At 40.3% G+C, this 24,615-nt stretch carries 32 protein-coding genes and 2 tRNA genes; 24 read left to right on the top strand and 10 right to left on the bottom strand.

The window, feature by feature from the left end:
* Nucleotides 1-708: 708 nt before the first annotated feature.
* On the top strand, nt 709-924 hold the full coding sequence (locus M2134_RS09995) for a hypothetical protein (RefSeq protein WP_280751166.1): 216 nt from the start codon (nt 709-711) through the stop codon (nt 922-924).
* Nucleotides 896-1,849: a hypothetical protein gene (locus tag M2134_RS09990; protein WP_280751165.1), complete on the top strand. Its 954-nt coding sequence runs from the start codon at nt 896-898 to the stop codon at nt 1,847-1,849. Before M2134_RS09995 ends, M2134_RS09990 begins: the two co-directional genes overlap by 29 nt.
* 772 nt (nt 1,850-2,621) lie before the next feature.
* Here the strand turns inward: M2134_RS09990 and M2134_RS09985 are convergent.
* Nucleotides 2,622-2,873, bottom strand: a complete 252-nt coding sequence (locus M2134_RS09985) for a hypothetical protein (protein WP_280751164.1) — start codon at nt 2,871-2,873, stop codon at nt 2,622-2,624.
* Between the two features lie 218 nt (nt 2,874-3,091).
* Here M2134_RS09985 and M2134_RS09980 point away from each other — a divergent pair, with 218 nt between their 5' ends.
* The 17 genes from M2134_RS09980 (at nt 3,092) to M2134_RS09900 (ending at nt 17,374) form a co-directional block, all read left to right on the top strand.
* Nucleotides 3,092-3,718 carry a recombinase family protein gene (locus M2134_RS09980; RefSeq protein ID WP_280751163.1) on the top strand — a complete coding sequence of 209 codons (627 nt, stop codon included), beginning with the start codon at nt 3,092-3,094 and terminating at the stop codon, nt 3,716-3,718.
* A 142-nt stretch (nt 3,719-3,860) separates the two neighbouring features.
* Nucleotides 3,861-4,019 (top strand): hypothetical protein, encoded by a 159-nt coding sequence (locus tag M2134_RS09975; RefSeq protein WP_280751162.1) that lies wholly within the window; start codon nt 3,861-3,863, stop codon nt 4,017-4,019.
* Nucleotides 4,012-5,640: a recombinase family protein gene (locus M2134_RS09970; RefSeq protein WP_280751161.1), complete on the top strand. Its 1,629-nt coding sequence runs from the start codon at nt 4,012-4,014 to the stop codon at nt 5,638-5,640. The genes M2134_RS09975 and M2134_RS09970 overlap by 8 nt, the downstream gene beginning before the upstream one ends.
* A 164-nt stretch (nt 5,641-5,804) precedes the next feature.
* A complete protein-coding gene (locus tag M2134_RS09965; RefSeq protein ID WP_280751160.1) occupies nt 5,805-7,262 on the top strand; it encodes a site-specific integrase in 1,458 nt (485 codons plus the stop codon).
* Between the two features lie 4 nt (nt 7,263-7,266).
* Nucleotides 7,267-8,046 carry a hypothetical protein gene (locus M2134_RS09960; RefSeq protein ID WP_280751159.1) on the top strand — a complete coding sequence of 260 codons (780 nt, stop codon included), beginning with the start codon at nt 7,267-7,269 and terminating at the stop codon, nt 8,044-8,046.
* 207 nt (nt 8,047-8,253) lie between these two features.
* Nucleotides 8,254-8,532, top strand: coding sequence for a helix-turn-helix domain-containing protein (locus M2134_RS09955; protein WP_280751158.1), 279 nt, complete (start codon nt 8,254-8,256; stop codon nt 8,530-8,532).
* A gap of 103 nt (nt 8,533-8,635) precedes the next feature.
* Nucleotides 8,636-8,827 (top strand): hypothetical protein, encoded by a 192-nt coding sequence (locus M2134_RS09950; RefSeq protein WP_280751157.1) that lies wholly within the window; start codon nt 8,636-8,638, stop codon nt 8,825-8,827.
* The gene (locus M2134_RS09945) at nt 8,824-9,237 is read left to right on the top strand and encodes a hypothetical protein (protein ID WP_280751156.1); all 414 of its coding nucleotides are present in this window, start codon (nt 8,824-8,826) and stop codon (nt 9,235-9,237) included. The genes M2134_RS09950 and M2134_RS09945 overlap by 4 nt, the downstream gene beginning before the upstream one ends.
* Nucleotides 9,234-10,250: an AAA family ATPase gene (locus tag M2134_RS09940; RefSeq protein ID WP_280751155.1), complete on the top strand. Its 1,017-nt coding sequence runs from the start codon at nt 9,234-9,236 to the stop codon at nt 10,248-10,250. Before M2134_RS09945 ends, M2134_RS09940 begins: the two co-directional genes overlap by 4 nt.
* A 135-nt stretch (nt 10,251-10,385) precedes the next feature.
* Nucleotides 10,386-10,772 carry a RusA family crossover junction endodeoxyribonuclease gene (locus tag M2134_RS09935; protein ID WP_280751154.1) on the top strand — a complete coding sequence of 129 codons (387 nt, stop codon included), beginning with the start codon at nt 10,386-10,388 and terminating at the stop codon, nt 10,770-10,772.
* Between the two features lie 11 nt (nt 10,773-10,783).
* Nucleotides 10,784-11,044 (top strand): hypothetical protein, encoded by a 261-nt coding sequence (locus M2134_RS09930; protein WP_280751153.1) that lies wholly within the window; start codon nt 10,784-10,786, stop codon nt 11,042-11,044.
* Between the two features lie 21 nt (nt 11,045-11,065).
* Entirely contained in the window at nt 11,066-15,130 is a 4,065-nt protein-coding gene (locus M2134_RS09925; RefSeq protein WP_280751152.1) for a hypothetical protein, read from the top strand.
* A 13-nt stretch (nt 15,131-15,143) separates the two neighbouring features.
* Nucleotides 15,144-15,413 carry a hypothetical protein gene (locus M2134_RS09920; protein ID WP_280751151.1) on the top strand — a complete coding sequence of 90 codons (270 nt, stop codon included), beginning with the start codon at nt 15,144-15,146 and terminating at the stop codon, nt 15,411-15,413.
* Between the two features lie 160 nt (nt 15,414-15,573).
* A complete protein-coding gene (locus M2134_RS09915) occupies nt 15,574-15,909 on the top strand; it encodes a hypothetical protein (protein WP_280751150.1) in 336 nt (111 codons plus the stop codon).
* Nucleotides 15,899-16,156, top strand: coding sequence for a hypothetical protein (locus tag M2134_RS09910; protein ID WP_280751149.1), 258 nt, complete (start codon nt 15,899-15,901; stop codon nt 16,154-16,156). Before M2134_RS09915 ends, M2134_RS09910 begins: the two co-directional genes overlap by 11 nt.
* Nucleotides 16,146-16,370, top strand: a complete 225-nt coding sequence (locus M2134_RS09905) for a hypothetical protein (RefSeq protein ID WP_280751148.1) — start codon at nt 16,146-16,148, stop codon at nt 16,368-16,370. Before M2134_RS09910 ends, M2134_RS09905 begins: the two co-directional genes overlap by 11 nt.
* A 323-nt stretch (nt 16,371-16,693) precedes the next feature.
* Nucleotides 16,694-17,374: a hypothetical protein gene (locus M2134_RS09900; protein WP_280751147.1), complete on the top strand. Its 681-nt coding sequence runs from the start codon at nt 16,694-16,696 to the stop codon at nt 17,372-17,374.
* A 434-nt stretch (nt 17,375-17,808) separates the two neighbouring features.
* Here M2134_RS09900 and M2134_RS09895 read toward each other — a convergent pair whose 3' ends face one another.
* The 3 genes from M2134_RS09895 to M2134_RS09885 all read right to left on the bottom strand — a co-directional run bounded on the left by M2134_RS09895 (nt 17,809) and on the right by M2134_RS09885 (nt 19,119).
* Complete coding sequence (locus M2134_RS09895; RefSeq protein WP_280751146.1) at nt 17,809-18,057, bottom strand: hypothetical protein; 249 nt, start codon at nt 18,055-18,057, stop codon at nt 17,809-17,811.
* Between the two features lie 180 nt (nt 18,058-18,237).
* Nucleotides 18,238-18,669, bottom strand: coding sequence for a hypothetical protein (locus M2134_RS09890; protein ID WP_280751145.1), 432 nt, complete (start codon nt 18,667-18,669; stop codon nt 18,238-18,240).
* A 201-nt stretch (nt 18,670-18,870) separates the two neighbouring features.
* The gene (locus M2134_RS09885; RefSeq protein WP_280751144.1) at nt 18,871-19,119 is read right to left on the bottom strand and encodes a helix-turn-helix transcriptional regulator; all 249 of its coding nucleotides are present in this window, start codon (nt 19,117-19,119) and stop codon (nt 18,871-18,873) included.
* 72 nt (nt 19,120-19,191) lie between these two features.
* Here M2134_RS09885 and M2134_RS09880 point away from each other — a divergent pair, with 72 nt between their 5' ends.
* The 5 genes from M2134_RS09880 (at nt 19,192) to M2134_RS09860 (ending at nt 21,123) form a co-directional block, all read left to right on the top strand.
* Nucleotides 19,192-19,596: a hypothetical protein gene (locus M2134_RS09880; RefSeq protein WP_280751143.1), complete on the top strand. Its 405-nt coding sequence runs from the start codon at nt 19,192-19,194 to the stop codon at nt 19,594-19,596.
* 24 nt (nt 19,597-19,620) lie between these two features.
* The gene (locus M2134_RS09875; RefSeq protein WP_280751142.1) at nt 19,621-19,950 is read left to right on the top strand and encodes an SH3 beta-barrel fold-containing protein; all 330 of its coding nucleotides are present in this window, start codon (nt 19,621-19,623) and stop codon (nt 19,948-19,950) included.
* 312 nt (nt 19,951-20,262) lie between these two features.
* Entirely contained in the window at nt 20,263-20,457 is a 195-nt protein-coding gene (locus M2134_RS09870; RefSeq protein WP_280751141.1) for a hypothetical protein, read from the top strand.
* Nucleotides 20,458-20,467: 10 nt separating this feature from the next.
* Nucleotides 20,468-20,863 carry a hypothetical protein gene (locus M2134_RS09865; protein ID WP_280751140.1) on the top strand — a complete coding sequence of 132 codons (396 nt, stop codon included), beginning with the start codon at nt 20,468-20,470 and terminating at the stop codon, nt 20,861-20,863.
* Nucleotides 20,860-21,123, top strand: coding sequence for a hypothetical protein (locus M2134_RS09860; protein WP_280751139.1), 264 nt, complete (start codon nt 20,860-20,862; stop codon nt 21,121-21,123). Before M2134_RS09865 ends, M2134_RS09860 begins: the two co-directional genes overlap by 4 nt.
* Nucleotides 21,124-21,360: 237 nt before the next feature.
* On the opposite strand, the gene M2134_RS09855 is transcribed toward M2134_RS09860, so the two are convergent.
* The 6 genes from M2134_RS09855 to pyrE all read right to left on the bottom strand — a co-directional run bounded on the left by M2134_RS09855 (nt 21,361) and on the right by pyrE (nt 24,563).
* A tRNA-Leu gene (locus tag M2134_RS09855) sits at nt 21,361-21,448 on the bottom strand.
* 22 nt (nt 21,449-21,470) lie between these two features.
* A tRNA-Gly gene (locus tag M2134_RS09850) sits at nt 21,471-21,543 on the bottom strand.
* A gap of 128 nt (nt 21,544-21,671) precedes the next feature.
* Nucleotides 21,672-22,109: a hypothetical protein gene (locus tag M2134_RS09845; protein ID WP_280751138.1), complete on the bottom strand. Its 438-nt coding sequence runs from the start codon at nt 22,107-22,109 to the stop codon at nt 21,672-21,674.
* Between the two features lie 8 nt (nt 22,110-22,117).
* Entirely contained in the window at nt 22,118-23,458 is a 1,341-nt protein-coding gene (gene argH, locus M2134_RS09840; RefSeq protein ID WP_280751137.1) for an argininosuccinate lyase, read from the bottom strand.
* A 23-nt stretch (nt 23,459-23,481) separates the two neighbouring features.
* A complete protein-coding gene (locus tag M2134_RS09835; protein ID WP_280751136.1) occupies nt 23,482-23,910 on the bottom strand; it encodes an SRPBCC family protein in 429 nt (142 codons plus the stop codon).
* A 20-nt stretch (nt 23,911-23,930) separates the two neighbouring features.
* Nucleotides 23,931-24,563 (bottom strand): orotate phosphoribosyltransferase, encoded by a 633-nt coding sequence (gene pyrE, locus M2134_RS09830; protein ID WP_280751135.1) that lies wholly within the window; start codon nt 24,561-24,563, stop codon nt 23,931-23,933.
* Nucleotides 24,564-24,615 lie beyond the last annotated feature (52 nt).

Genomic DNA, 24,615 nt, shown 5'->3' with positions numbered 1-24,615 from the left:
ATACACAAATGTACATTATCACGCACAAAACAAAAAAAATATTAGGAGATTCACATTTTTCATTTAATGACCGATGAATATATCAGTGTCGGCCTGGGAGAATTTGAGCAACACGACGGCATCCCTATTTCATTAAAGGCAATGCTTTTCAACAGGTATGCGAAATGCAACAACTCTTTATTTGATTCCGTTGAGCCGTTCAAAGAATTCTATCAACAGTATTACAAATGAAGTGGACAGCATAGCCTCTTCCTATCATCAAAAGCACCATCAAATCATTATCACGGGAAAATAGCCAAAAGAAAAACGCCAACAGCTTGATAATAAGCTACTGACGTTAAAATATGGTACACGAGAGGGTTGAATTATTGAACCTTTGGGAAGACCTGCTTTCCCTCCTCCATTTTGTTGAGTCCACCCCTTCTATCATATCTATTTTAGATACTAATTAAAAGCCCAATCCACACCCTGGGTTAGGGGATTTTTCCATAATATAAAAATAAGCACAAAACAGCAGCATAAACAACTGTATATCAACCATTAGCAAAAGAACCCACCTTTCCATTAAGGCCTACCTATAGGGGGCATTTTGACCCCAAGCGGTTAGGTGTATAAATTCTTTTTGCAAAAAAAAATATCAAAAAAGTCGCCTATTAGTCTTTACTTTTCTATCTAACCTACTATTTATATATAGAAACATATAAAGCGATGGATAATAACAAACGCACATATCGTCAGTTAGACGATACAACCAAGAAGAAGATAAGCCAGTCTCTGAAGGGGAAAGGGAAATCTTTCACACACGCCCAGGCAATTTCAAAGGGTCTGAAGGATTATTGGGCAACAATACCCAATAAGCCAACGAATAATAACACAGATAATACGGAAAACAGTGATGAGCAAAATATACGGATTACACATTGATGCACTACGTCTATGCTACGAAGTGGTAGAACCTTTTCATATTGAGGCTTTGAAACAAGTCGAGGTAGGAGAAACGTACGATGAGTTTGAGACCTTCTATCTCCTTCGGATTGCAGGGAAACATTTTGACTATGTCTACCAAGTACGCTACAATGAGTTCGGCGAAAACCTTCTTTTTGGTGAGTTGAGGCTTGGCATTAACAAAGATGCAGAAGCCAACAATATACACACAAATGGATGTGTTAAGGCATGGATAAATGTTTCCAATCGGGTTCTGTACAACGACGAAATCCATTATCTGGATTTTATAACCTGTTGCTTAGGGCTTGAAGTGCACAACATCACCTGTTTAGACATTTGCGCAGATGTTTCTGTAAATGTTGCTCGCAGACTGAAGAGGCTGATTCGGAATAAAAATATAACAACTATCCTGAACGGATGTGTTGTACGTGATAGGTCAGTAGACCGTCCTGAGATTACGTTCCAAACAAGTGGCGACATGGACAGGGATAAATACCTGACAACTATGATTAAGCAACGGAAAGCGATAAGAGATAAAAGCAGAGGTACTACCATAGTCGCATACGACAAACGGGCAGAAATCCTCAACAGCTCAAAGAAAAGCTACATATTAGATTGTTATGATAACCCAACTTCGCTTTATCGGGTTGAGGTTCACCTCAACAACGATGAGGTGAAGGACTATCTGAAAAGCCATGTAAAGGATGAGCATTTCCATTATTATTCACTTATTTTCAATGAGGAGCTCCTGTGGAAAATATTTAGCTACCACTTACACGGTATTATATATTTCAAGGATGGAAACCGGAAAATCGATTGGGCTGACATTCTGTTAGGGGATATAACAACCACCCCTGCGAAACAAGTTCCTCAAAGGGTAAAAGCTGAAAAATCAGCCGTTTAAATAAAAATAAATGTATCAAAAAAAAAGTGTGTCAAAATAATCTGAAAAAGACTATCTGACACACCTTTATTTTGTATCACAATAACCTAAAAGAATTATCGATAAAAGACCATGATTCAACACTGTACTTATCAGCGGCATTACCTACGTATACAATGATTTCCTGTATTTCGCCTGGTTCCATATTCTGCAAATAACAGGATGTTGTTGTAGATGTACCATTTTTCAGACGAACTTTCACTTGAAAGTCTATATTTATAGTTTTATTTGAGATGTTTTTTACTTTTGCTTTTTTTGAGACACCATGAGGGCCATAATACTCCTCCTCAACCTTTAAATAATTACTTACTTTAGCTCTTTTTGTTGATTGTTCATACTGTGCACCATCATATACTTCCGTCGATGGTTTTTCATTTACTTTGAAAAAAAACAGTGTAGATTTGGTAGATTACGCAAATTGACACAAAAAATGTAATCACATTTAGCTTATTCATGACAAATATGTATTAATTGTTTGTCAGTTCTCTCACAAACTACCATAAGAAAAGAAGCGTGAGAACTGTAATCTTATTCACCTCGAGGCTCTGGTAAGCCCATGTAGCAAATAGACACAGCCCTACGCCAATTATGACGTGGAACGCTTGTCTATCACCCAGCTACATTTTGAATTTACCAGATTCCGAGGTTGGGATAATATTAACGCTCCTAATGTTCTAATAAAACGAAATACGATAACTCTTTACTGTATTTCAATGCAAACATAATCATTTTTTTACATTTTGCCATTTTTTTTCGCTTTTGTATGTAAATGGGACTTCTTTATTCGGCATTTCGTGTTTTCGTAAACAGGATTTGTTGCCTCATCCAAGTTTAGGTTGTAAAGACTGCTGGCTGCTATTCCTATCAGGGTTTTATCGAAACATTCATATATTGCTGATATGCTGCCAAAATAGTAATCTTCTTTTGTTGCAAAAAAGTGAAGATGATATATCGTGATTGCTTTTTTTTGTTCCGGTGATTTCATGTTCCTATTTTTACTCAAAGATAAAAAAGAAAGAGAATATGTCGGATATATCAACTAATTTTCCAAAAAATTAACACAACATATAGTTGTTATATCCGTTATATCAACTATTTTTGCTTGCAGTTACTTAGCGGGGGAGGAAGTCCTGTCTCCTCGGAATCTGGTAAAATCCCACTGTAGCACAGGGCTACTCCTCCGCTTTCAAATCATTCAAAAAGATGGAAACAGCAGTAATATTAGCACGTGTAAGTACATTAAGTCAGGACTACGACAGACAGGTAGCAGAATTGTCAGATTTTGCAGCAGAAAGAAATATAACGGTACTCAAGGTCTTTGCAAATAAAGTAAGTGGGGCAAAGAAGAACGAAGAGCGACCTGAAATAACAGACATGGTTCAGTTTGTCAAGAAAAATCATGTGGATAAAGTCTTGGTTCTAGAAATCAGTCGCTTGGGGCGTGATACCTTGGAGGCATTGAAAGTGATTGAACTGTTGAATAATGAACAGATATGTCTATACGTAAAAAACTACAACATAGAAACATTAGATAGCAAAGGGAATATCAATCCTATGGCACAGTTTCTCATTACCATCCTACTGGAGGTCGGCAGGATGGAAAGAACTACTATCCGACAGAGAATGCAGAGTGGATACGAGAACCACCTAAAAAACGGGGGAAGCGTCGGTAGGAAAGCTGGCTATCGAAAATCAGATGATATAATGAAAGAGCAATATAAAGAAGAAATAAGATTGTTAAAAAAGAATATTTCATATAGAAATATTCATAAAATAACAGGAACATCACCAAATACACTGAGAAAATTAAAAAAAATTGAGCTTTATTGAAAAATAATTGATTTTTCATTTTGATTCAGTGTCATCAGGTTGTATATTTACAACAATCGGGTTAAACACAATCGATTGTCAAGCCGTCGATAAGGGCTATATCTTTGATAAGGTGCTTGCACCACAGTAATTACAATTATGAATGACATTAGAAGATGAGGAAAATTTAATTTATGATGAAAACAAAGAAATCATATCTAACGAGACTGAAAGCCAGAGTTTTATCGCTGATTTATCATTATTGTCAGCATTAGCATATAACGCATATAATAATTATTTAAATTCAAACATAAATGAATAAATATTTTCAAAAGTTTGCAAAAGGGGATAAAAATGATTCACAGCTTATTACCCCAGGGAATGCTGTGCTATACAACAGGGTTTCGACAAAAAAACAAGAAGATAATCAAAGCCTTGAATTGCAGGTTGAAGCCTGCAATAGATACGCTGAAAGATACGGTCTTAATATTGTAAAACATTTTGGAGGAGTATTTGAAAGTGCTAAATCTGATAAAGAAAGAAAAGAGTTTACAAAGATGCTGTCCTTCATAAGAAGGAATAAAAGGCTCAATATCAGATATGTTATTGTTTATAGAACTAACAGGTTTAGTAGAAGTGGCAGCACAACAATCATTGAAGAGTTGGAGGCTATGGGTATAGCAGTATTATCCGCAATGAGCAACTACAACCCCAAAACGGCATCAGGAAGGTTTAACCAGCGAATGGAGTTGGCCTGTGCAAAACAGGAAACGGATGAAAAAAGTCAACTCACAAAAGACCATGGGCTTAGGAGGCTAATGGAAGGACGTTGGATTGGGAAAGCCCCTAGGGGTTATGAGCAGAAAACCACTTTTAAAAAGCAGATAATTACTATCAATCAAGAGGGAGCTTATATAAGAAGGGCATTCCATTGGAAAGCGTATGAAAAATTGTCGAATGAAGAGATACGGCTAAGGCTGGAAAAACAAGGTTTCAAAATAAATAAGCAAAAATTATCAGAAATGCTTAAAAACCCCTTTTACTGTGGGCTTATGGCTCATAATTTCTTGCAAGGTCGGATTGTGCAAGGTAATCACCCTCCTATTGTCAGTGAAGAAGTGTTTTTGATGGCTAATGAGGTCTTAAATACTAAGTATACTGGAGGGTATGAGCAGAGAAAGCAAAAAGAATGGGCGCCACTTTTAGGCTCATTAAAGTGTCCTTGCTGTGGTAATAACATCTCGGCTTCTATGTCAACTAAAATGAAAAAAAAATACAATAAAGAGATATACTATTATGTCTGCTCCCGAAAAGGATGCAAGTATAACAACCGTGTCGTTCATGTGCACGAATCATTTTGCCGGTACTTATCCAACTTGACTACTACTGATATTGATAAAGACGTCCTTAAATCTCAATTAACCAAAACATTTAATACCTTGACCGAAGACAGAAAGCATGATACTCAGAAGCTAAAAGAAAGAGCCAACTTGTTAAAAAGACAAATGAGAAAGATGGAAGAAGACTGGGCAATAGAAGGTCATCCTAAAAAGAAAGACATCTTATGGCGGCAAATAGAAGAGACTGAACAAAAAATCAGCCAAATTGACATCGATTTAGCAAATACAAACAATTCTATATTGAACCTCAATGATTTTCTGGAATACGGTATAGATGTAATATGTAATCCTTTGAAAATGTGGGAAATGCTAAATCTTTCAGACAAACAAAAGCTACAAAATGTTATATTCCCCAAAGGTTTCACTCATAATAAGGAAATGAAGCATATTGAACCCATAGAGACTAATAAAATATTTGCGCTAAACCGCTTGTTTACAGATGATTTTGAGAATAAAAAAAGAGAACAAAACAGTGAAAATACTGATTTGTCCCCTTCTGTACTCGGAGCGGGAATAAAAGAAGTGAAATCCTATGAGATATAATCCTATCGGATACCTCTTTAAATCTATAAAGCACAGAAATACAGCATTTCACGGGATTGCATTAAAATTGCATGGGATTTTATCGAAGTGACATTTTGGTGACACAAAACTTTTTCATGTCACCTATTCTCTGTATCTTCGTAATGCGATTAAAATATTTTGGCATGGCTAAGATTGACTACATTAAACTTTCAAAGGTTCGTGATGATGGTAAATCCGAACTGATTGTTAGACTTTATATCTCAAAAACATTTCGCCCACAGTTCCGAAGTGGCTTGTTTATCAATCCAGATAGGTTTATATCTCTGGATGATACAGATAGGTGCAGACGGTATGAGATAGATATTCCAAGAGAAGGCACACAGAATTTTGTGGAAATAAAAGATCTGAAAGAGGTAAAGCGTAAATTCGCCCTCTATCTTGAACGATTACAGGCGATATGTGACGTTACAGCAGAAAGGCACAAAGACAAACTCACAAAAGAATGGATTGACGAAGCCTTACACCTCATCAATAAAGACAACACTAACATAGAGGACATAACCTACCAGCACCTTGTGTTACTGACCGAGAAGGAAAAGAAAGAGGTTGAAAAAACTTCTGCTAAATCATTCTTTGACCTTATGGAAGAGTATTTGAGAAGTACCAAATATTCAGAAGTACGTGAAAAGAACTTCCGGGTGCTGATCCGGGCATTGATGAGGTATGAGAAGTTTATTCCTCTGTTTGATAAAGAACGTAAAGATTTCAAGCTGGATGTTGACACGATGGATAAAGATACTATCACCGATATTGAGAGCTTTTTCCGGAACGAACACTCATTGCTCGAAGAATACCCCAATATCTTCAAAAAGATACCGGCAACAACAGACACGAAGCGGAGAAGCCCGAAGCCTAAACCAAGAGGCAATAATACTATTTGCGCATTGTTCAATAAACTACGTGCTTTCTTCAACTGGCTGAACGAACAGGGCATTACGCATAACAGACCCTTTGCCGGGTATGATGGTGTAACTACGGAAAAGTACGGAACGCCTTATTATATCACATTAGAAGAACGCAATCAGATCGCTGATTTTGACTTGTCTAGTAGACCATTTTTAGAAGTTCAACGTGATATCTTCATATTTCAATGCCTTGTCGGATGCCGTGTGTCAGACCTGATGCGATTGACCCCGGCAGATATTATTGACGGTGAGCTACAATACATAGCCCGTAAAACAAAAGATAAAGATCCGGTTACAGTCAAGGTTCCACTAAACGAACGTGCGGCCAAGTTGGTGGAGAAGTATAAAGGTGTGGATCAGTCCGGCCGGTTATTCCCATTCATTTCAAGTCAAAATTACAACGAGGACATCAAAGACATATTTACAACGTGTGGAATAACTCGCATAGTAACTGTTATTAACCCAACTACTGGAGAAGAAGAAAAGAAGCCTATAAACGAGGTCGCCAGTTCCCACATGGCAAGACGCACCTTTGTTGGCAATCTTTACAAAAAACTGAAAGACCCGAATATAATCTGCCCGATGAGTGGGCATAAGGTAGGAAGTGCTGCTTTTGCCCGATACCGGGAAGTAGATAGAGAGATGAGGAATGAAGCTGTTAAATTAATAGATTGAGAAGATGAAAAGTGAAGTAAATAGTAAAATTATAGTATGTTGTTCTTTATTTCATGATTATTCAATAAAGGATTTGAATCAGGAGCAAATAGAGGAATTAACATTGTTTGCTCATGACTATCTATCTACTGATATCATAGAAGAGTTGGAATGTGAGTGTCAGAGCGCCAATACCTTTAATGAGTATTATAGCGTTTGGTACAAATCTATTTCATTTCAGAAGAGTATAGGCGGACTGATTCGGTATCAAGAACCGAATAAAATATCTGATATAATAATGGCTTTGAATTGTGATACTGAAAGAAAAAGACAAATACTAAATATTTTAGGTGTTGTAGGAATGCGCCTGGCCATTACTTTAACAAATATATCGGAGAAATTGAATCGGTTAAAGATCGCATCCGGCAGCAGTGTTGATATAAACATTTATCGAGATGAGGTGGAAATCGATTTAACGGCGTTTAGCGGAATAGAGAATAAATCACAATACAGCGTGGTTTTACAAGGAATATTCTTGAATGATACAACTATCATTGATAAGTTCTTTGAGCGAATAAAAGGGAAAAAGGGGACAAAGGTTGTAAACGAAATTATTGCACTTCGGGAACTAAAAAAGATGGAGGGAGCAGACAAAACATCAAACCAACTTCTCCTTGATGAAATATCAAAAATTTGCGCTATTGGGAAAATCAGTGCTTTTAACAGCGCTTTTGATCTTGGAAGTGGAAATACAAAACTCAGGCGGAAAAGGGAAATAGAAGAAGCTAAAAAAGCATATCAATAAGATCGTAAGAATTGAGGTTAACAAGTCGGCATTTATGTGTCGGCTTTTTTTTATTGCAAAAAATCGGTTGAAAAATCGGTTTTTCGGTTTGTTTTTCGGTCTCTTATGCGAATGTTTGCACAAGCTTATAATGGGCTTTTCCTTTGTGGTATAAACCTGAAAGTCAGGATGTGGCCACTGAAGGACTTTCCTAAAAAACAAAGGAAAATGTCAATACAAGAACTATTGAAAACAAACGCTAATGTATCTATTACAATTAATGCGTTTGAAATGAAAGAAGCTTTCTTAGCATGGCATAGGGAGCTGAAAGAAGAAGCATCTCCGGCGGAAGAAATCCTTCTCACGGCGCAAGAGGCAGCAGACAGAATACCTTGTGACCCAAGCACCTTATGGCGGTGGAATAAAAGTGGGTACCTAAAGAGTATAAAGGTTGGATCAAAGGTTCGTTATCGAATGTCTGACATTCAAAAATTGATGGAGGGTTAATAAAATGAAAAAGAGCAGACCACAACAGCCTACCCTTCCTCGACAAGACAAAGGTAGTAATTCTTCTCGAATACGTACCACCGTTAAAGCCCTTTTTTCTTCAATGGGGCGATATACAGCGAAGCAAATCAACGAGATTACCGGCAGCAATGACGCACGTAAAGTAATATCCGACCTCCGTCGTGATGGCTGGGACATTACGGATATGATACTGCCGGGCGGATGTAAACTATACTGGTTAGCTAAGGACGTAAGACAATATGAACTCTTCCCACAGGAGGGGGAACAGTTATGATATACTACGACAGCCTCGAAGTAGAGCGATTAAAGAGTTTGATCGATAATAAGCGGACATATCTATCAAAGATACAGAATAAGACCTCTTATCAGCATACCGAGAAAGAGATTCTGTTTCTAACTAACGATATCCTTCCGATAGTCGCCGGCAACACGATGATCTCACACAATGACTTTGCCAAGTATGCTATTAGATCCTACAATGCAGCCATTGACTATAAATGCAACGGATTGCTAATGTACGTGCCTATAAGCGATCAGTACGAAGAACGCCCAGTCGTTGGTATAGTCAATAGCCGGGAGCTTGTACGGTTTGAATATGGAGCGATTGAAGTCTGTATTGATAACATGGACGGCTTCGGCTACCCAGTCACTCCTATTAATTTACCTCTAAACTGTGTGCTATGAAAGAAGTGCAAGTATATGATTTTAGAGCCACAGCTAAAGCGGAGGGAAATACAGAGATCGACTTACAACCGTGTCTGATTGATATTGCCGAGCCTCTTCCTGATCCGGAACCGCTGATTGTTCGTAATGGCAAGACCGTTTTGTCAAAAAAAGACTTTATCACCATATCCGGAGCGGAGAAGTCACGCAAGTCGTTTCTAGTTCACTCTCTATGTGCTGCATTTTTAGGAGCGGATAATGCTTTAGGCTTTGAAGGGACTATGATGGACGGTACTTGTATTCTATTTGATACGGAACAATCGAAGCCGTTTGTTCAACTTGCGGCTAAGCGTATACACAGGATGCTTGAATGGGAATATATCAACAATAAACGTTTAATCATTCTTGCACTCCGTGAGTTAAGTACACAGGATCGAATCATGGCAATAGAGCAAGCGACAGCAATGTATAAGCCGAGCTTGATTATTATCGATGGCGCTGTCGATCTACTGGACGACTTCAACAGTATTTCGGAATCAAATACAGTTAAGCAGTTCTTTCTACGGTTAACCTCGCAGTACCAATGCGGACTTATTACCGTGATCCACGAGAATAAAACGAATGGGTTCATGCGGGGTAATTTGGGGTCATTCTTAGCACAGAAGGGTGTAGGAGTATTGTCTGTTAAATCAGAAGGCAATCACTCTATTGTAACGCCGAGAAGCTACCGAACACTACCACCGGATGAGTTTCACTTTATGATTGATGGTACTGGTTTACCGGAATTATGTGAGGTGGGACCTTTGGCGCCAAGCGCTTCCAAGTATGAAACTATATTTTCTGATATGCTTCCTGAATCTACAACATTGTCTTATTCTGAATTGAGGGATAAAGTTATGGATAAGTTAAGCGTAAAGGTTGCAGCCGCAGAGAATAGAATTAAAAAAGCAACTGACATGGGGATCATAAAAAAGAACTCCGTAGGCAGATATTATAAAGAGTATTACCATGAAGATACTACCCTACCTTTTTGAACCCTACACCCCACCCTATATTTTTCTATATATAGAAATATAGGGTAGGGTAGGGTAAGGTAAAATAGGGTAATGTAGGGTAGAATATAGGGTAAAACATAGGGTAAGTAAAATAAACATACAATTCGATAAACAATGAAGGAAAATAATACTGAAATAATACTTGGCCAGTGTATCGGCAAAAGCAACAACTATCTTGCTGTGCCCGGTCAGTCAGGAGAGCGGCGGATCATCAAAAACGATAAGATCAGAGCCTATGAGAAGTCTTTCATCAACCAATGTCAGATATACAAAGGCAGAGGCATTTCAGGGCGGTTTAAGTTATCTGTTACTGTCTGGCATAGCTCGGTTAGGTTCGATCTTGACAACTCGCTGAAAACGGTTTTGGATTGCCTGCAATCTGTTGGAGCGATAACTAACGATAGTCAATGTTTTGCCATACAAGCGGAAAAGCGAATTGACAAGAACAATCCACGGATTGAATACAGTATCGAAGAAATCAATAAGCAATTATCAATTTAATTTTCAACAATATGAAACCAAGATTAATCGAATTTGAAGAGGACGAAAAGAACTACTATTGCCGCTTTTTAGTGAACGGTGGAAAGACTATCAGGGCAACCGTTGATAAAGTAACTAAGGAGATTCTATTTTCTATTGATGACGTATGCCAGCTACTGGGGTATAAGTCTATGAAAGATTATTTCTCCAGCGATGCGGGATTGGACGGAATCAACAGGTGGAAAGAGGCGAATCCGGGGAAAGAACTGTTCGGGGACTGTATAAAAAAATAATAACAATAAATAAGAAGAATCATGGCTGGATTATATTTTAGGATCGGAGCGGATTTTCAGGCATTGGCCAAATTAAAAGCCAAGCTGGAAGAGTTAAAGAAGCAACTTGCTACCATTGACACAGGCGCAGAACCGCAACTCGCAAAGAAGTTGACAAAAGAACTCAATGAAGTGCAAAAGAAGATTGAGACCACCGCAGAGAGGGTCAGCAAAGAAACAAATGCTATTCAAAGTGATTTCCAACGGTTGGGCACTACGATAAGTAGCACGTTTGATGGTCTCAAGAGCGCCAACGATTTCAAAGAGGCTATCACCGCCCAAAGACAGGCTATCCGTGGGTTGGAAGCGGAATTAACAAAGCTAAATGACAGTTTGCCCGAAGCAAGAAAGAGACGTAACGCAAACGAACAAACGCAGAAGAGTTACCAAGACCTTGTTAAACAAGTTGCTAACTATAAGGATGAGGTCAGGGGTGAAAAGCAGGCATTGAAGGAACTTGAGAAAGGATACAAAGATCTATTAAAAGAACAACAGAAACTTGCTAAAGAGCAAGGTAAGCCCGGAAAGACCGACACGTCTGTATTCACCCAGTTGCGTATGGTTCGTGAAGAAATGATCAAACTGGAGTTGGCCGGAAAAGGCGAAACAGCGAGATACAGAGAACTACAAGCCGAACTGGAGAGAACTGGAACGGCCTATCGGAAGATCCAACAGGAACAAAAAGCCCTTACCACTTCCGGTACACAGTTGGCCGGTATCTTCTCGGGCATGACAGGAGTTATGGGAGCGTTTACAGCAGCACAGGGCGGTATGTCTTTATTTGTTGATGATAACGAGAAACTAATAAAGGTGCAGACCAGGTTACAGGCTTTAATGTCTATGACTATCGGCCTTCAACAGATCTCAAACACCATGCACCAGACATCTGCTTTCCGGATCTCAACAGTAACGAAGATTACCCAGCTTTGGTCAGCAGCACAAAACAGACTTACCATTGCTTTAGGTGGGTCAACTGTTGCGGCACAGGTCCTCATGGCTACCCTTACTTTAGGTTTGTCTGCTGCTATTACCGGCATTGTTGTTTTGATCGACAGATACAGGAGTAAGCAAAAGCAGGCCTCCGAAGAAGCCAAGAAGTTTGCCGATTCTGTTTCTTCTTCCGCTCAGCAGACAATGGCGGATTATGAAGCATTGAGAGCCAGTTATGAAAAGTTGGGTAATGAGATCCAAAGCAAACAGAAGTTTATCACCGAGAACCAAGACGCTTTTAAGAAGCTGGGGATAGAGATAAACAACGTCAATGACGCCGACAATGCGTTTATCACCAACGCACAAGCCTTTCGAGATTCTGTTGTGTTGAGGGCTAATGCGGTAGCTGCTATGGAGGTCGCCAGCGAAAAATATAAAGAAGCGATGAAAAAAGGCATGGAAGCCGATAACACGGAAAAAAACATTGGCTGGCTGGATCGCACCTTTGGGCAGAGTGGTATGTTTCAACGTGATGGCGAAAAGGTTAAACTGCCTAAACATATTGCCAAGAAAGGGGATGAACTTCGCCAGGCTGGTGAGGAGATACGACAAGAAGGTGATAAGTATATTGCCAAGTATCTTGAGTTTACAGACAAGGCGAATGAAGCCTTAAAGAACGCCGGGATCAAGTCTGCCGGGAAGCCCACCACCTCGTCCAACTCAAACAGGATTGATGCCCTAAATGACAAAGAAGGCCTCCAGCGCATGAAGATGGAAAAGGATTTGCAGAACCGTATATCCCAGGCTAAGGTTGATGCAATGGCCGATGGTTGGGAAAAAGAGAAAGCACAATTAGCATTGAACCACAAGAAAGAGTTGAGCGATCTTGAGACCCAACAAGAAGAGTATTTGCAGAAGCTCCGTGAGTATGAACGCAAACGGTTTGAAGCTGATCCGGCCAACAAGGGAAAGACCTTTGACGCAAGTAGTGTGCAGCTGAATGCTTTGGATAATCTCTACTTTGGAACCCTGAATAAAGAAATCCTTAACAAACAGGAAAAGGAAACGGCCGACTTTGCCAAGAATCTAAAGCGACAACAGCAAGACATCACGAATGAGTTTGCCTCCGAACTTGATAAACGTCTGTTGGATATTGACCGCTACTATGAAGATGCTATCCAAAAGGCTGAAGGACATCAAGAGATGATTGCACAATTAGAGGCTGCATGGACAGAAAAGAGAAAGCGTGCAGCACTGGAAAGCCAGTTAGAGAGCAATTCCTTCAATCAGGAAATAGCTACCGGTGAGGTGGACATTAAGTTTGATAACACCGGAATGATAGAGAGTGCCGAACGTGAGAAAACAGAAATCCTCAAGCGGTATGCCCAAGAGAGAATTGCCATATTATCTCAAGTAGGAGACCAGCAGAGCCAGCAAGAAGTAAAAGCCTTACAACAAACTGTAAAGGGCTACGATGCGGCATTGAAGAAGCCGAAGGGCATTAAGCAGCTATTTGACGAGAAGGTATTCAAATCTGTACAGAAGCATTTTGAAAAGACTTCCAAAGACGCAGAAGAAGCCGAAGGGAAAACTACCGCTTTCTTTCAAGCGACCTCAAATGCCGGAGCGATAGCTTCTGATGTGGCCGGGGCGATGCAAGGTGCTTTCGGTGGTGTAAGTGATGAGTTGGACATGGCTTTGGATGCTGTTGGGAATATCGCTAAGGGATTTGCCGAAGGTGGTCTGATTGGTGGTATTAGTGCCGCTGCCGGGCAGTTGATAAGTATTACCACCGACCTCATCACAGCAAAAAAAGAAGTATCACAAGAGACGCTGGATAACTATAAAGCATACATAGATGTGCTGGATCAACTAATTGATAAGCAAATCGAATCTTTGGAGTCACTCGGAGGATCGGAGTTTACGAAAGCGATAAGCAAGACCTATACTGACCTTAAAAAGCAGATCACCGCCGCCCAGAAGTTATTCAAAGAAACAATGGCTTCCGGATCGGGCTTATTCAGCCATTCGGTTGGTTACGGAGCAAATAAGACGCTAAAGGAATACTCAAGGGAGTTGAAGAGGATTGGTATTTACCAAACCGACCTGTCAAAGATGAATGCTAAACAGTTGATGTCTTTACAGGAGATCCCAGAACTATGGGCAAAGCTACCTGAAGAGTTGCGACAGTATATTGAGCAGATCATCAACTCGACCGAGGAAATAGAGAATATGCAACAGACCTTGCAAGATATGCTCCTCGGATTCTCCGCTGATGATATAACGCAAACTATTGTAGACAGTCTGACTGATCCGTCCATTGATAACGCAATGGAAGATTTATCAGATAAGATGGATGAGTATATTGCCGGTATTGTAAAGAATATCATTACCAAGATGGCGCTTGTTCAGCCGATCACCGATGCGGTCAACCAACTGATGAAAGGTATTGCCACGTATGATAAGGACGGTAATATAAGTGGATTCAAGAACGTGAAAGACATTGAGACCAGCGTTCTATCCACCTTCAAAGATACAGTCATGGGGATTGCTTCCGGGTTTGGTGATGTCTGGAAAGACCTGGCGTCTACCTTTGGGCAGGCAGGGATCAATCTAAACGGAAAGGTTGGTGAAGAGAGTTCCTCGTCTGACAACTCAATGAAAGGAGCGTTAGCTAAAGCATCACAACAAAGTATCGACCTACTCGCCGGACAGATGGGAGCCGGAAGGGTTGCTTTAGAACGTGGCGCCAATGCTGCTGAAAGCATCCGGGATTTACTAAGCGGCAAAGGATTTGAAATTGATATGACAGCCATAGATTCGCTAAAGGAAAGTTTTCAGTTGAGTCAGGATATTATGACCAACAGTTTTGGCGAGCTTACTGCTATCCGTGAGCTAAACGCAAAGATCGAAGCAAACACAGCGCAACTGAACAGCATATCTGATCGTATGGCCGGAGGAATTGATACCATTGCTGCCAACACAGAGCAGTTGTCGCAGCTTGAGGGCATAGCAGAATCTGGCAAAGCTATTGCCGGAAATACTGATAGTGTCGCCAACTCGCTCAAAGGGACATTGGACGTGAAAATGAAAGGCGGAGGCGGATTAGGATTATAAAAAATGCAATATTATGGAAATAAGAGAATTACCTAAAGAATTCACAAAGAACAAAGAAGTGTTCACACAGATTGGCTACAATCCTGAAACACAAGTATATCTCTATAAGCGTACATTTCCACGTGGAGCAGTCGTTTATGAGGTATTCAAACGCAGAATAAACAAACGTTTTAATTGCGTGAGTTATCCCGGTGATGAGGCGTTCGGATTTTGGGCTTTGACCTTCCCGAAGTATGAACAAGCAAAGGCGCACATGGATAAAGGATTGAAATATGACGTATGAGCGATTTTAAGGTGAACGAAAATCATGTTCAGATTAAAATGGTACTCGGTATCACCTGAATAATAAAAGTGATTATTTGCGCATACAGATAATAAAAAATAAAATAGCCTCCGGGCGGTTAAGTCTTCCCGGAGAGCTTACTAAAATAGTTTTAAGTAGTATGAGAAAAAAAGACGACGGTAAAGGTAGGTTAGGCGGGCGAACTAAAGGAACGCCTAATAAAGTAACAGGCGACATTAAAGCACGTTTACAGGCTATTATCAACGGCTACGACATAGAGGCTGACCTCAACGAGTTAGAGCCGCAACAGCGCATTACTGTAATGGAGCGATTGATGCAGTATATTATCCCCAAACAGCAGTCTGTGAGTGTAGATGCGCAGATCCAAGCTGAATATAAAGAGTTAGAGAAGCTGTTACTATCTGCTCCTGATGAGGTTGTAGATAGGCTGGCAGAGCGAATACAAACACTAAATAATTTGAATCATGAAGATTAAACTATCAAAAGAACAGAAAGCAAAATTGTTGTCATCTGTGGCAACTGGAGTTTTGGATACGAGCGAGTTCCCAGAGTGGTATGAAGCGTTTACAGGATTAAAACCGATGTCAAGAGGTATGGCCAAGAAGATTGCTGTTGCCCTTGAACTGGAAGGATTGACGGATGAAGAATTAGAATCAAGAATTGACGATCTGTCTGAGAAGCTCGGATGGAAAATTATAAAACCAGCGCAAGATGGCAAGTGAAGAGAAAGTAAGGGATATCATCCGCATGGCACAAGGTAAAGATCGCAAGTATGTTATATTCTACTCTATCAACGAAGAGAATGAGATCGTCGTCTTTTCGGGGGTAGATAGTTTTCAGATCGATAAGAATGACATTCGATTAATGTTCAACAAAGGAACAAGATCTACACCAACGGACGAGGAGGTTATTAAGGCATATCATAATCGCAAATGATATACGCTTTGACTCAGCGTGAAGGGGGTGTCCTGTAATGGGATGCCCCTTTCTTTGGAGTGGAATAATTCCGCCCTAAACGCCATCCATAGTTAGGGGCTTACAAGGGGCTACCTGTAAAGGTGGAGTGTTCACAACATGGTAGATTAAGTATTCTTTACTTATAAGCACCTTGCTTATGAAAGAAAAAGTACTACTTTTGCGCACAATTAAGCCTAAATCGTGCAAAAAAGTGCTTTAAAAGCGCAAAAAAACTCATTTTTATGCTTACATTGCAAAACTATAAGAATAATACAAATGTTCTATAAACAGACGTACACGCTATGGAATCCATATTAACATATTTACTTGAAAACTGGCATGGAGCTATATGGCTAATTGTGGGTGGCGTTATTGTATGGCTTTATTTTAATATTAGAAACCATTCCAAGGATGCTAAAAAGGAAGCTGATATCGCTAACAATATTGCGGCAGAAGCTCATATTAAAATAGAGAAATTACCGTGCGAAAAACATGGGGATAAAATGGAGGCATTGCGCACTGAGGTAAGCAAAATAGACGCAGTAAATGCTAAAATAGACGGATTATTACTTGCTATACAAGCATTGCAACAGAACAAAGAAAAAGCGATTGTTATGGCACAAAGCCCTATAAAATTAACACCATACGGAGAACAATTAGCTAAAGAGTTGAAGTTTGAGTTTTATGTAGACCAGAATTGGGATAACATCCATGCAAACATAGAAGCTAATTCAACATCTATGAATCCGTATGATATACAGCAATTATGTTTTAATTTTGTTGTATCAAATCCAGAAGCAGTTCTGACGGATGAAGGATATAATAATTTAAAAACAAAAGCTTTTGCCATAGGGGTTGCTTCTGTAAGTCTTTTACAAGGCGCATCTATTATCATAAGGGATAAATATTTTAAAGAACATGGTATTTCATTAGAGGAGGTCGACAAACATGATCCCACTAAACAGTCTTCTGAATCTGAATAAAGCAGATAAAATAAGCACTATAGAAAGGCAGACTACCCCTCTGCCTTTTTCATTTTCCGAAACTCCAATACGATTTTAGCCCGATGCCCCAACACTACTGCATGCGTACCTTGCATTGCATAGTACCGCTTTGATGATGCTGGCATAATTTAGTAGATATTATCTTCTATGAGCTTCTTTATATCAGAAGGAAGGAAACGAGTAGATCTACCGATTTTTACGACTCTTAACTGACCTTTTTTAATCAGTTCGTACACAGTCGTTGTCTTGATCTGTAATGCCTTTTCTACGTCTTTGATTGTCCCATAGTATTACTCCATTGGGAAGCATTGTTATGTCGATGGATTTCTTCTCCATGGTTAGGATTGAGGGTAATGAAAAGAGGTAGGGTAGGAAAAGAAAAAGAATAATCTTTTTACAGGAGTGGTTTTAGTTTATGCTTCAACCATCTCCAGTAATTCACTGTTGATATTATGTAATTGTAATGACTCGCCTTCATTTACATAATTTGCAAGCAATCTATTTATCTCAGCTTTATCTATGCTATTTTTTTTATGATTTCCTCTTTTAGGGTAGATATCTAACAAAATTATACTTTTCTTTTCTTTGTGTATTAAATAAATTAACCTAAAACCATTTGCTTTTGATAAATTCTGCCCAGAATTAGGCAGTCTCAATTTCACAATTCGAAAATTCTTTTCATCACGCATCCAGTCGTAAAATTGAAGTATATCATTGTGATTGTGCTTGCATAGTGCATCACAAATGTCATTTTTAACAGAACTATATCCTTCTTTAGGTTTCTTTATTAGTAAATTGAGGCTTTTTCTGAAATCAGATGTAGAGTAAAATTTGCACACTGTTTAAAGATCGTTTATTATGTTAACAAAGTGTTCGTACTCACGATCTTCATCCAATTCGATTCGGAATATACGGAAATCATCAATAGACTCTTTTAGATTGTTTATGCTACAATGTAGATTCTTGATGTATGATTTTGCAACTAAATAGCACTTTTCATCGTTCCGTTCTTTCACATAAAGTTCTACTAACTTTTTATGCAAAGAAACTAAGCCCTTCTCGATTTTATAAAATTCTTGTATCGATATTTTGTTTTGTGCTTTGATAATACTCTCAGTAAGTTCATCTATTGTGTCATAAAGGCTTTTGAGTGATGCCTGATAATCTAAAACAATATCAAGAAACTTATTAAGTTGAGTCTCCATAGACTCAACGGTTTCATAAGACTCTTTTACCGTAGAAATATTATTACTTATAACCTCAATATAACTCATAGAATAAATTATTGATTGTAATTCCTTGTAGATAAAACAATTAAATAGGTTCTATTGTTTTGCTTCATAGCTTAATTTAACAGTATACCGCAGAACTTTCTCTTCAAAAAAGCATCTTTGTAAGAAATTTTGCGCTACAAATATAGTTATGTTTTGTCACAAAAGTGTTAAATAGGCAAGAATTTACATGTTTTAAAACTTTTACTCCTTTCCTATCTTTATCTTCCCACCACAATGCGGACAATTCACAACGTCTTTCGCCGGTTGCTCGAAGAGATCAGACATTGAAACTCCTAACGCAGTAGCTATTTTTTGTAATGTGTCTAATGTGGGATTACCATTTTCACCTAATGCCCGGCTAAGGCTTGTTTGAGTTGTGCCTATTTGTTCTGCAATAGAACTAATAGTTACTCCTTTCTCTTTACACAGTTCTTTAATTCTTGTACTCATCATTATATCTTTTATGTTATATCACAAAAGTAATAGAATAATACCAATAAATAGCATGAAAGATATAAAATAATGTTAAATATAGCTTTTACGGTAAAAATAGTTGGCAAAACGCTTGCACGGATATATCTTATACGCTATATTTGCAGTATAGAAAAGAACATAAAAGATATAATCATGACAACATCATCAAAAATAAGCAAGAGAGACGTAATGAACCGGGCATGGAACATCTACCGTCGTGGAAGTTATTCTAAGAACTTCGGTGAATGTCTGTCAAGAGCTTGGTGGGTCGAAAAAGAAACTATCATCTACAACGCTAAGCAAGCAGCTATCGAAGCAGAGAAAGAAAGATTAGCTAAGTGGCACGCATCTGACGAATACAAAGCGTTACAGGCGCAACCAAGAAAGGTCGATGCAAGCCTCATCGCTTCAATGGAAAGAACATACAGCGCTTGGGCTTATTCAGGGGATTAATACAAACACTTAAATACAACGATTATGAGTACATCAAAAAGAAACGAGTTAAAAGGAATCATGGCAATGGCATGGCGCTTATTCCGGGTAACGGGTGAAGCCTTCGCAGATTGCCTACGTAAAGCATGGGCAAACTTCAAGCTGGCAGCAGCTATGAGAACAGGTATTGTAAAGTTCTACTATCAGAAGGTAAACGGTGAGGTTAGGCAGGCGTTCGGCACTTTGTCTGATAAGTATATCAACGTTGAGGTGAAAGGGACTCAAAGGGCAAAGAATGACCTACTTTTTACTTACTGGGATACCGAGAAACAAGCGTTCCGCTCATTCAAGAGGTTTAATATTCAATCAATCTAAAGCCATTAGGGGCGATTTGCGGTGTTATTTCGGATTTACAGTATAAGTTATGGTTTGAAAAGAAAACGTCTTAAATCGCCTTAAAATGGCTTATAAATTAAAGATGGGATTTCCCATATTAAAAAACAACATTAAAAACAGTACAGACATGGAAACAAAGTTAGTATTTAGATCATCCACCCACCTAAACAGCAACGAACTGTTAAAGGCATTGGGGCGTAATGACATCAAAGAGATCACAACTACCGACATCTACAATTATTCGATTGATGAAGGTAAAGTTTACGAATGCACACTTTATGAGGTAAGGTTATGAAAACACCACTATTCACACTTGAGCCGGGCGACCGGTTCAGGTTTCTTCACGAGAGAAGCGTGTACAGGGTTACGGATAGAGATTTCAACGACTTTCACGGCACAGAGGTAGTCTTTGTTCGCCTTGTCACAGAAAAGGCTTATTTAGCCACAGGCAACGCAATAAACAACGAAGTAATAATAATCAACTAAGTAAAGCAACATGGAAACAATACTAATAGACGAAAAAGAAATAAAGAACAAGTTGGTCTCTAAGATTAAAAGCAAGAACAAAGAACTACGTTCTCTAATGAGGCAAAAATCAATTGATATGGGCATAACCCCTGATAGCTATTTAGGTGGTTTGTCTTACGCCATAAGTAGCGAAGAGTTAAGCCTTGAATCCAATATCAACAATCTGTTAGCTGTGTATAATAACAACTTTGTAGAAAGTGTATTCTTTCAACTTGACAATATAAAGAAAGATAGAACGCTCGGCATAGTGCTTGCTTATTTACAAAGCCGTGGACTTGAAAGCGATTTCTCCCAATTCAAAGATAATATGATGAAAGAAGCGTCTGCTAAAACTCCAATCAAAACAAAAAGTATAGAAGCATGAAAACAATAGACATCAACAAAGTAAAGATCGAAGCTGTGCATACCGGATTACTCGAAGTGATTATAGCATTAAAAGAAGCACGCAACAAAGTTAATGCCCTTATGGACACAGAAGAGTTAGAACCTTATATTAAGCGAACCGAGAAGCTCGGCAACATAAGCGACACCTTATGCGAGTTCGGGACTGATATAGCGGAACTGATAGGTGTTTTCTTTTTTGATAGGGCAGAAGAGGAGATCAACAAGCAGATTGAGAACTAACAGAAGTATGACAGGATGCCCCCGGATTTCAGTTGAGGTTCGGGGGATTTTTATATCTTTACAGGTGAAATGCCAATCGGTATTTTAATCGCAATAAAAGGGCTGTTTGTCAAGAGTGATAGACGGCTCTTTTTATGTCGTATCATGGTATAAAATTAGCGAAGTGACATTTAAGTGACACAGAAGGGCAAAAGAAAAACGTCAACAGCTTGATAATAAGCTACTGACGTTAAAATATGGTACTCGGAGCGGGACTTGAACCCGCACAGCCGCAATGGCCAAAGGATTTTAAGTCCTTCGTGTCTACCGATTCCACCATCCGAGCATCCTTTTCTTTAAAAGAGATGAGCGAAAGACGGGATTCGAACCCGCGACCCTAACCTTGGCAAGGTTATGCTCTACCAACTGAGCTACTTTCGCATTGTGTCAACGTGTGCATCACGCGTATTAGCAGAAGATGCTTCTATTTGTTTTGCGTGTGCAAAGGTAGAGAAATCTTTTATTTGTGCAAATTATCGGGGTGAAAAAAGTTATAACGATACTTCCAATCAATACTGAATAATCAGTTCCTGGCCGTTGGGGATGGTGTTAAACTTTCGGAGCATATACTTGGAGGGGCCGCTCGTGGGGCTTCCGGTGCCGTATCCGATATCGTACACCGTGTTGCAACTCGGGCAGGTAGCTGTGCCATCCGTATTGGGCACAATGGTCTTGTTTCGCAGGGCTTCGTGCGGACAACAGAGCTCATAGGCATGATACACATTATCGAAGCCACAGACCACCAAAATGCCCGCATAGCCAACATATTCACTGGCCAGCCTCGGTTTGGTAAATGTCTTATAACTTAATATGCCATTTAAATCATGATCCTGTCCACTCAGATAGACCTTAAAATTAACAGGAGCGTAGGGCATATCCGGGTTTTCCGACTTTTCGCATGAGGCGAAAGTAAGGAGCACCAAACATATCAACAACACCCTTTTCATTCTTCTTCTTATCCTTCGATTAGTTTCTTTTCGGCCTGGCTGACCTTCTCAAAAGAGAATTCGTCGATCACATGTTGCATCAACACCTTAATATGATCATTGCAAAGGTTGCCTACGCTGCCCTCGTGCGTATGCCGCACAGTCTTGTCGGGCGTAAACTCCCCGGCTTCGATCGCCAGTCCCACCTCTTTGTAGGCATCGCGGAAAGGCACCCCTTCCAATACCCGGCGGTTCACCTCCTCCACACTGAAGAGAAGCGCATATTTCGGATCGTCCAGGATATGGCGGTTCACCTCAATCTCACGCATCATAAAGGTCACCATGCGCAGACAGTCTTTCAGTTCGTCGAATGCCGGCAGGAATACCTCTTTGATGATCTGCAGATCGCGGAAGTAGCCCGAAGGCAGGTTGTTGGTGATCAAGGTGATTTGCTGTGGCAGTCCTTGTATTTTATTACATTTCGCACGTGTCAATTCAAACACATCCGGGTTCTTTTTATGCGGCATAATACTCGATCCGGTGGTGAACTGATCCGGCAGTTTCACGAATCCGAAGTTCTGGCTGTTGAACATACAGGCGTCGAAAGCCAGTTTGGAAAGCGTAGCCGCTATACCGGCCATGGCAAAAGCCACCGTCCGTTCCATCTTACCCCGTCCCATCTGTGCATACACCACGTTGTAATCCATCGAGTCGAACCCAAGCAGATCGGTTGTCATCTGCCGGTTCAGCGGGAAAGAAGAGCCGTAGCCTGCCGCAGAACCCAGCGGATTCCGGTTCGTTATCTTATAAGCCGCCTGCATCAGTTGCAGGTCGTCGACCAGGCTTTCGGCATACGCGCCAAACCACAGTCCAAACGAAGAGGGCATCGCTACCTGCAAATGGGTATACCCCGGCAGGAGCACCTCCCGGTATGCATCGCTTTGCTCGATAAGTACCTCAAACAATTCATTCACCAACACCACCAGTTCCCGGATCTCAGCCCGCGTATAGAGCTTCAGGTCGAGCAATACCTGGTCGTTGCGCGAACGGCCGCTGTGGATCTTTTTCCCCACATCGCCCAGGCGGCGGGTCAATATCAACTCCACCTGTGAGTGAACATCCTCTACCCCCTCTTCAATCACGAACTCGCCCCGGTCGGCCATCGCATAGATCGATTTCAGCTCTTTCAGAAGCAACGTTAGTTCCTCCTTCTCGAGCAGGCCAATACTCTCCAGCATCGTGCTATGTGCCATCGATCCCAACACATCGTACTTGGCCAGATAAAGATCCATCTCCCGGTCCTTGCCGACCGTAAATCGTTCAACCTCCTGGTCGACTTTTACGTTTTTTTCCCAAAGCTTTTGAGCCACGTGGATTAATTATGAATGGTGAATTATGAATTATGAATGGAAGAGTAAGGAAGACTGGCGAGCATGTCGGCAATCTTTTCTACTCCATCTTGTAGCGGTTTAGAGACCATCGGCTTGATCAGCGGGCTCAGATCCGCACGCACAGTGACGCGCATGCGGGTATCATCTTCGGCAACCGTTTTCAGCTGTATCCACAGAAAAAGGGGAACAGGCGAATTGGAGGTTGCAAATTTGATGGTTTTGTTAGGCTCGCGCTCAACGATCTGAAAGGTGATCGTGCCGACGGGGTTGACATTGAGACTACAGCTATCGCTGTCGAAAGTAAAATCTTTGATCTTATCTTCCGGAATCCGGTCGCGTACCTTTTCCAGATTGGACAGGTCGGATAGTGTCGCAAAAATATATTCATCCTTGTGCGGGATCGATTTTGTCCCGCTCACAAATTCTGTCATTCCTTCTATTTGTCAGATTATCAGGGTTTCCAGTGCGCCGGATCCTTGCGCCATTCCTGCAGGGTAGCAATCTCCGATTCGTCGATATAATCGGTGCGCAATGCCTCTTCGATCACAGCGTCATAGTTGCTCAGCGTCGTCAAAGTCACTTTCGCTTCTTTGAATTGCTGTTCAGCCACCGGGAAACCATGCGTAAAGATAGCGACCATACCGATCACGTCGCAACCGAAATTGCGTACGGCTTCAACGGCTTTCAGGCTGCTTCCCCCTGTTGATACAAGATCTTCAATCACCACCACCTTCGATCCGGGCTTCAATTCGCCTTCGATCAGATTTTCCAATCCGTGATCTTTCGGGGTAGAACGAATATATACAAACGGCAGTCCCAACAGATCGGCCACCAACGCACCTTGGGCGATGGCTCCTGTGGCAACTCCCGCGATAGCATCTACGTTTTCATATTTTTCGCTGATGACACGGGCCAGTTCCAACTTGATAAAAGTGCGAACGTCCGGATAAGAGAGAGTTTTTCTGTTATCGCAATAGATCGGTGATTTCCAACCGGAAGCCCACGTAAACGGATTGGCCGGTTGCAGTTTGACAGCTTTGATCTTTAATAATTTCTCTGCCACTAATTGTTCGAGTGTTTTCATACAGTCGTAATATATATATTTTTGTATCAACCGACAAAAATAGGCAAAACTC

Origin of the sequence: Parabacteroides sp. PM6-13, from assembly GCF_029892605.1 — a bacterium.
GTDB lineage: Bacteria > Bacteroidota > Bacteroidia > Bacteroidales > Tannerellaceae > QVMG01.
The sequence above is the reverse complement of the archived record's forward strand: the minus strand, read 5'-3'. Positions and strand labels throughout refer to the sequence as shown.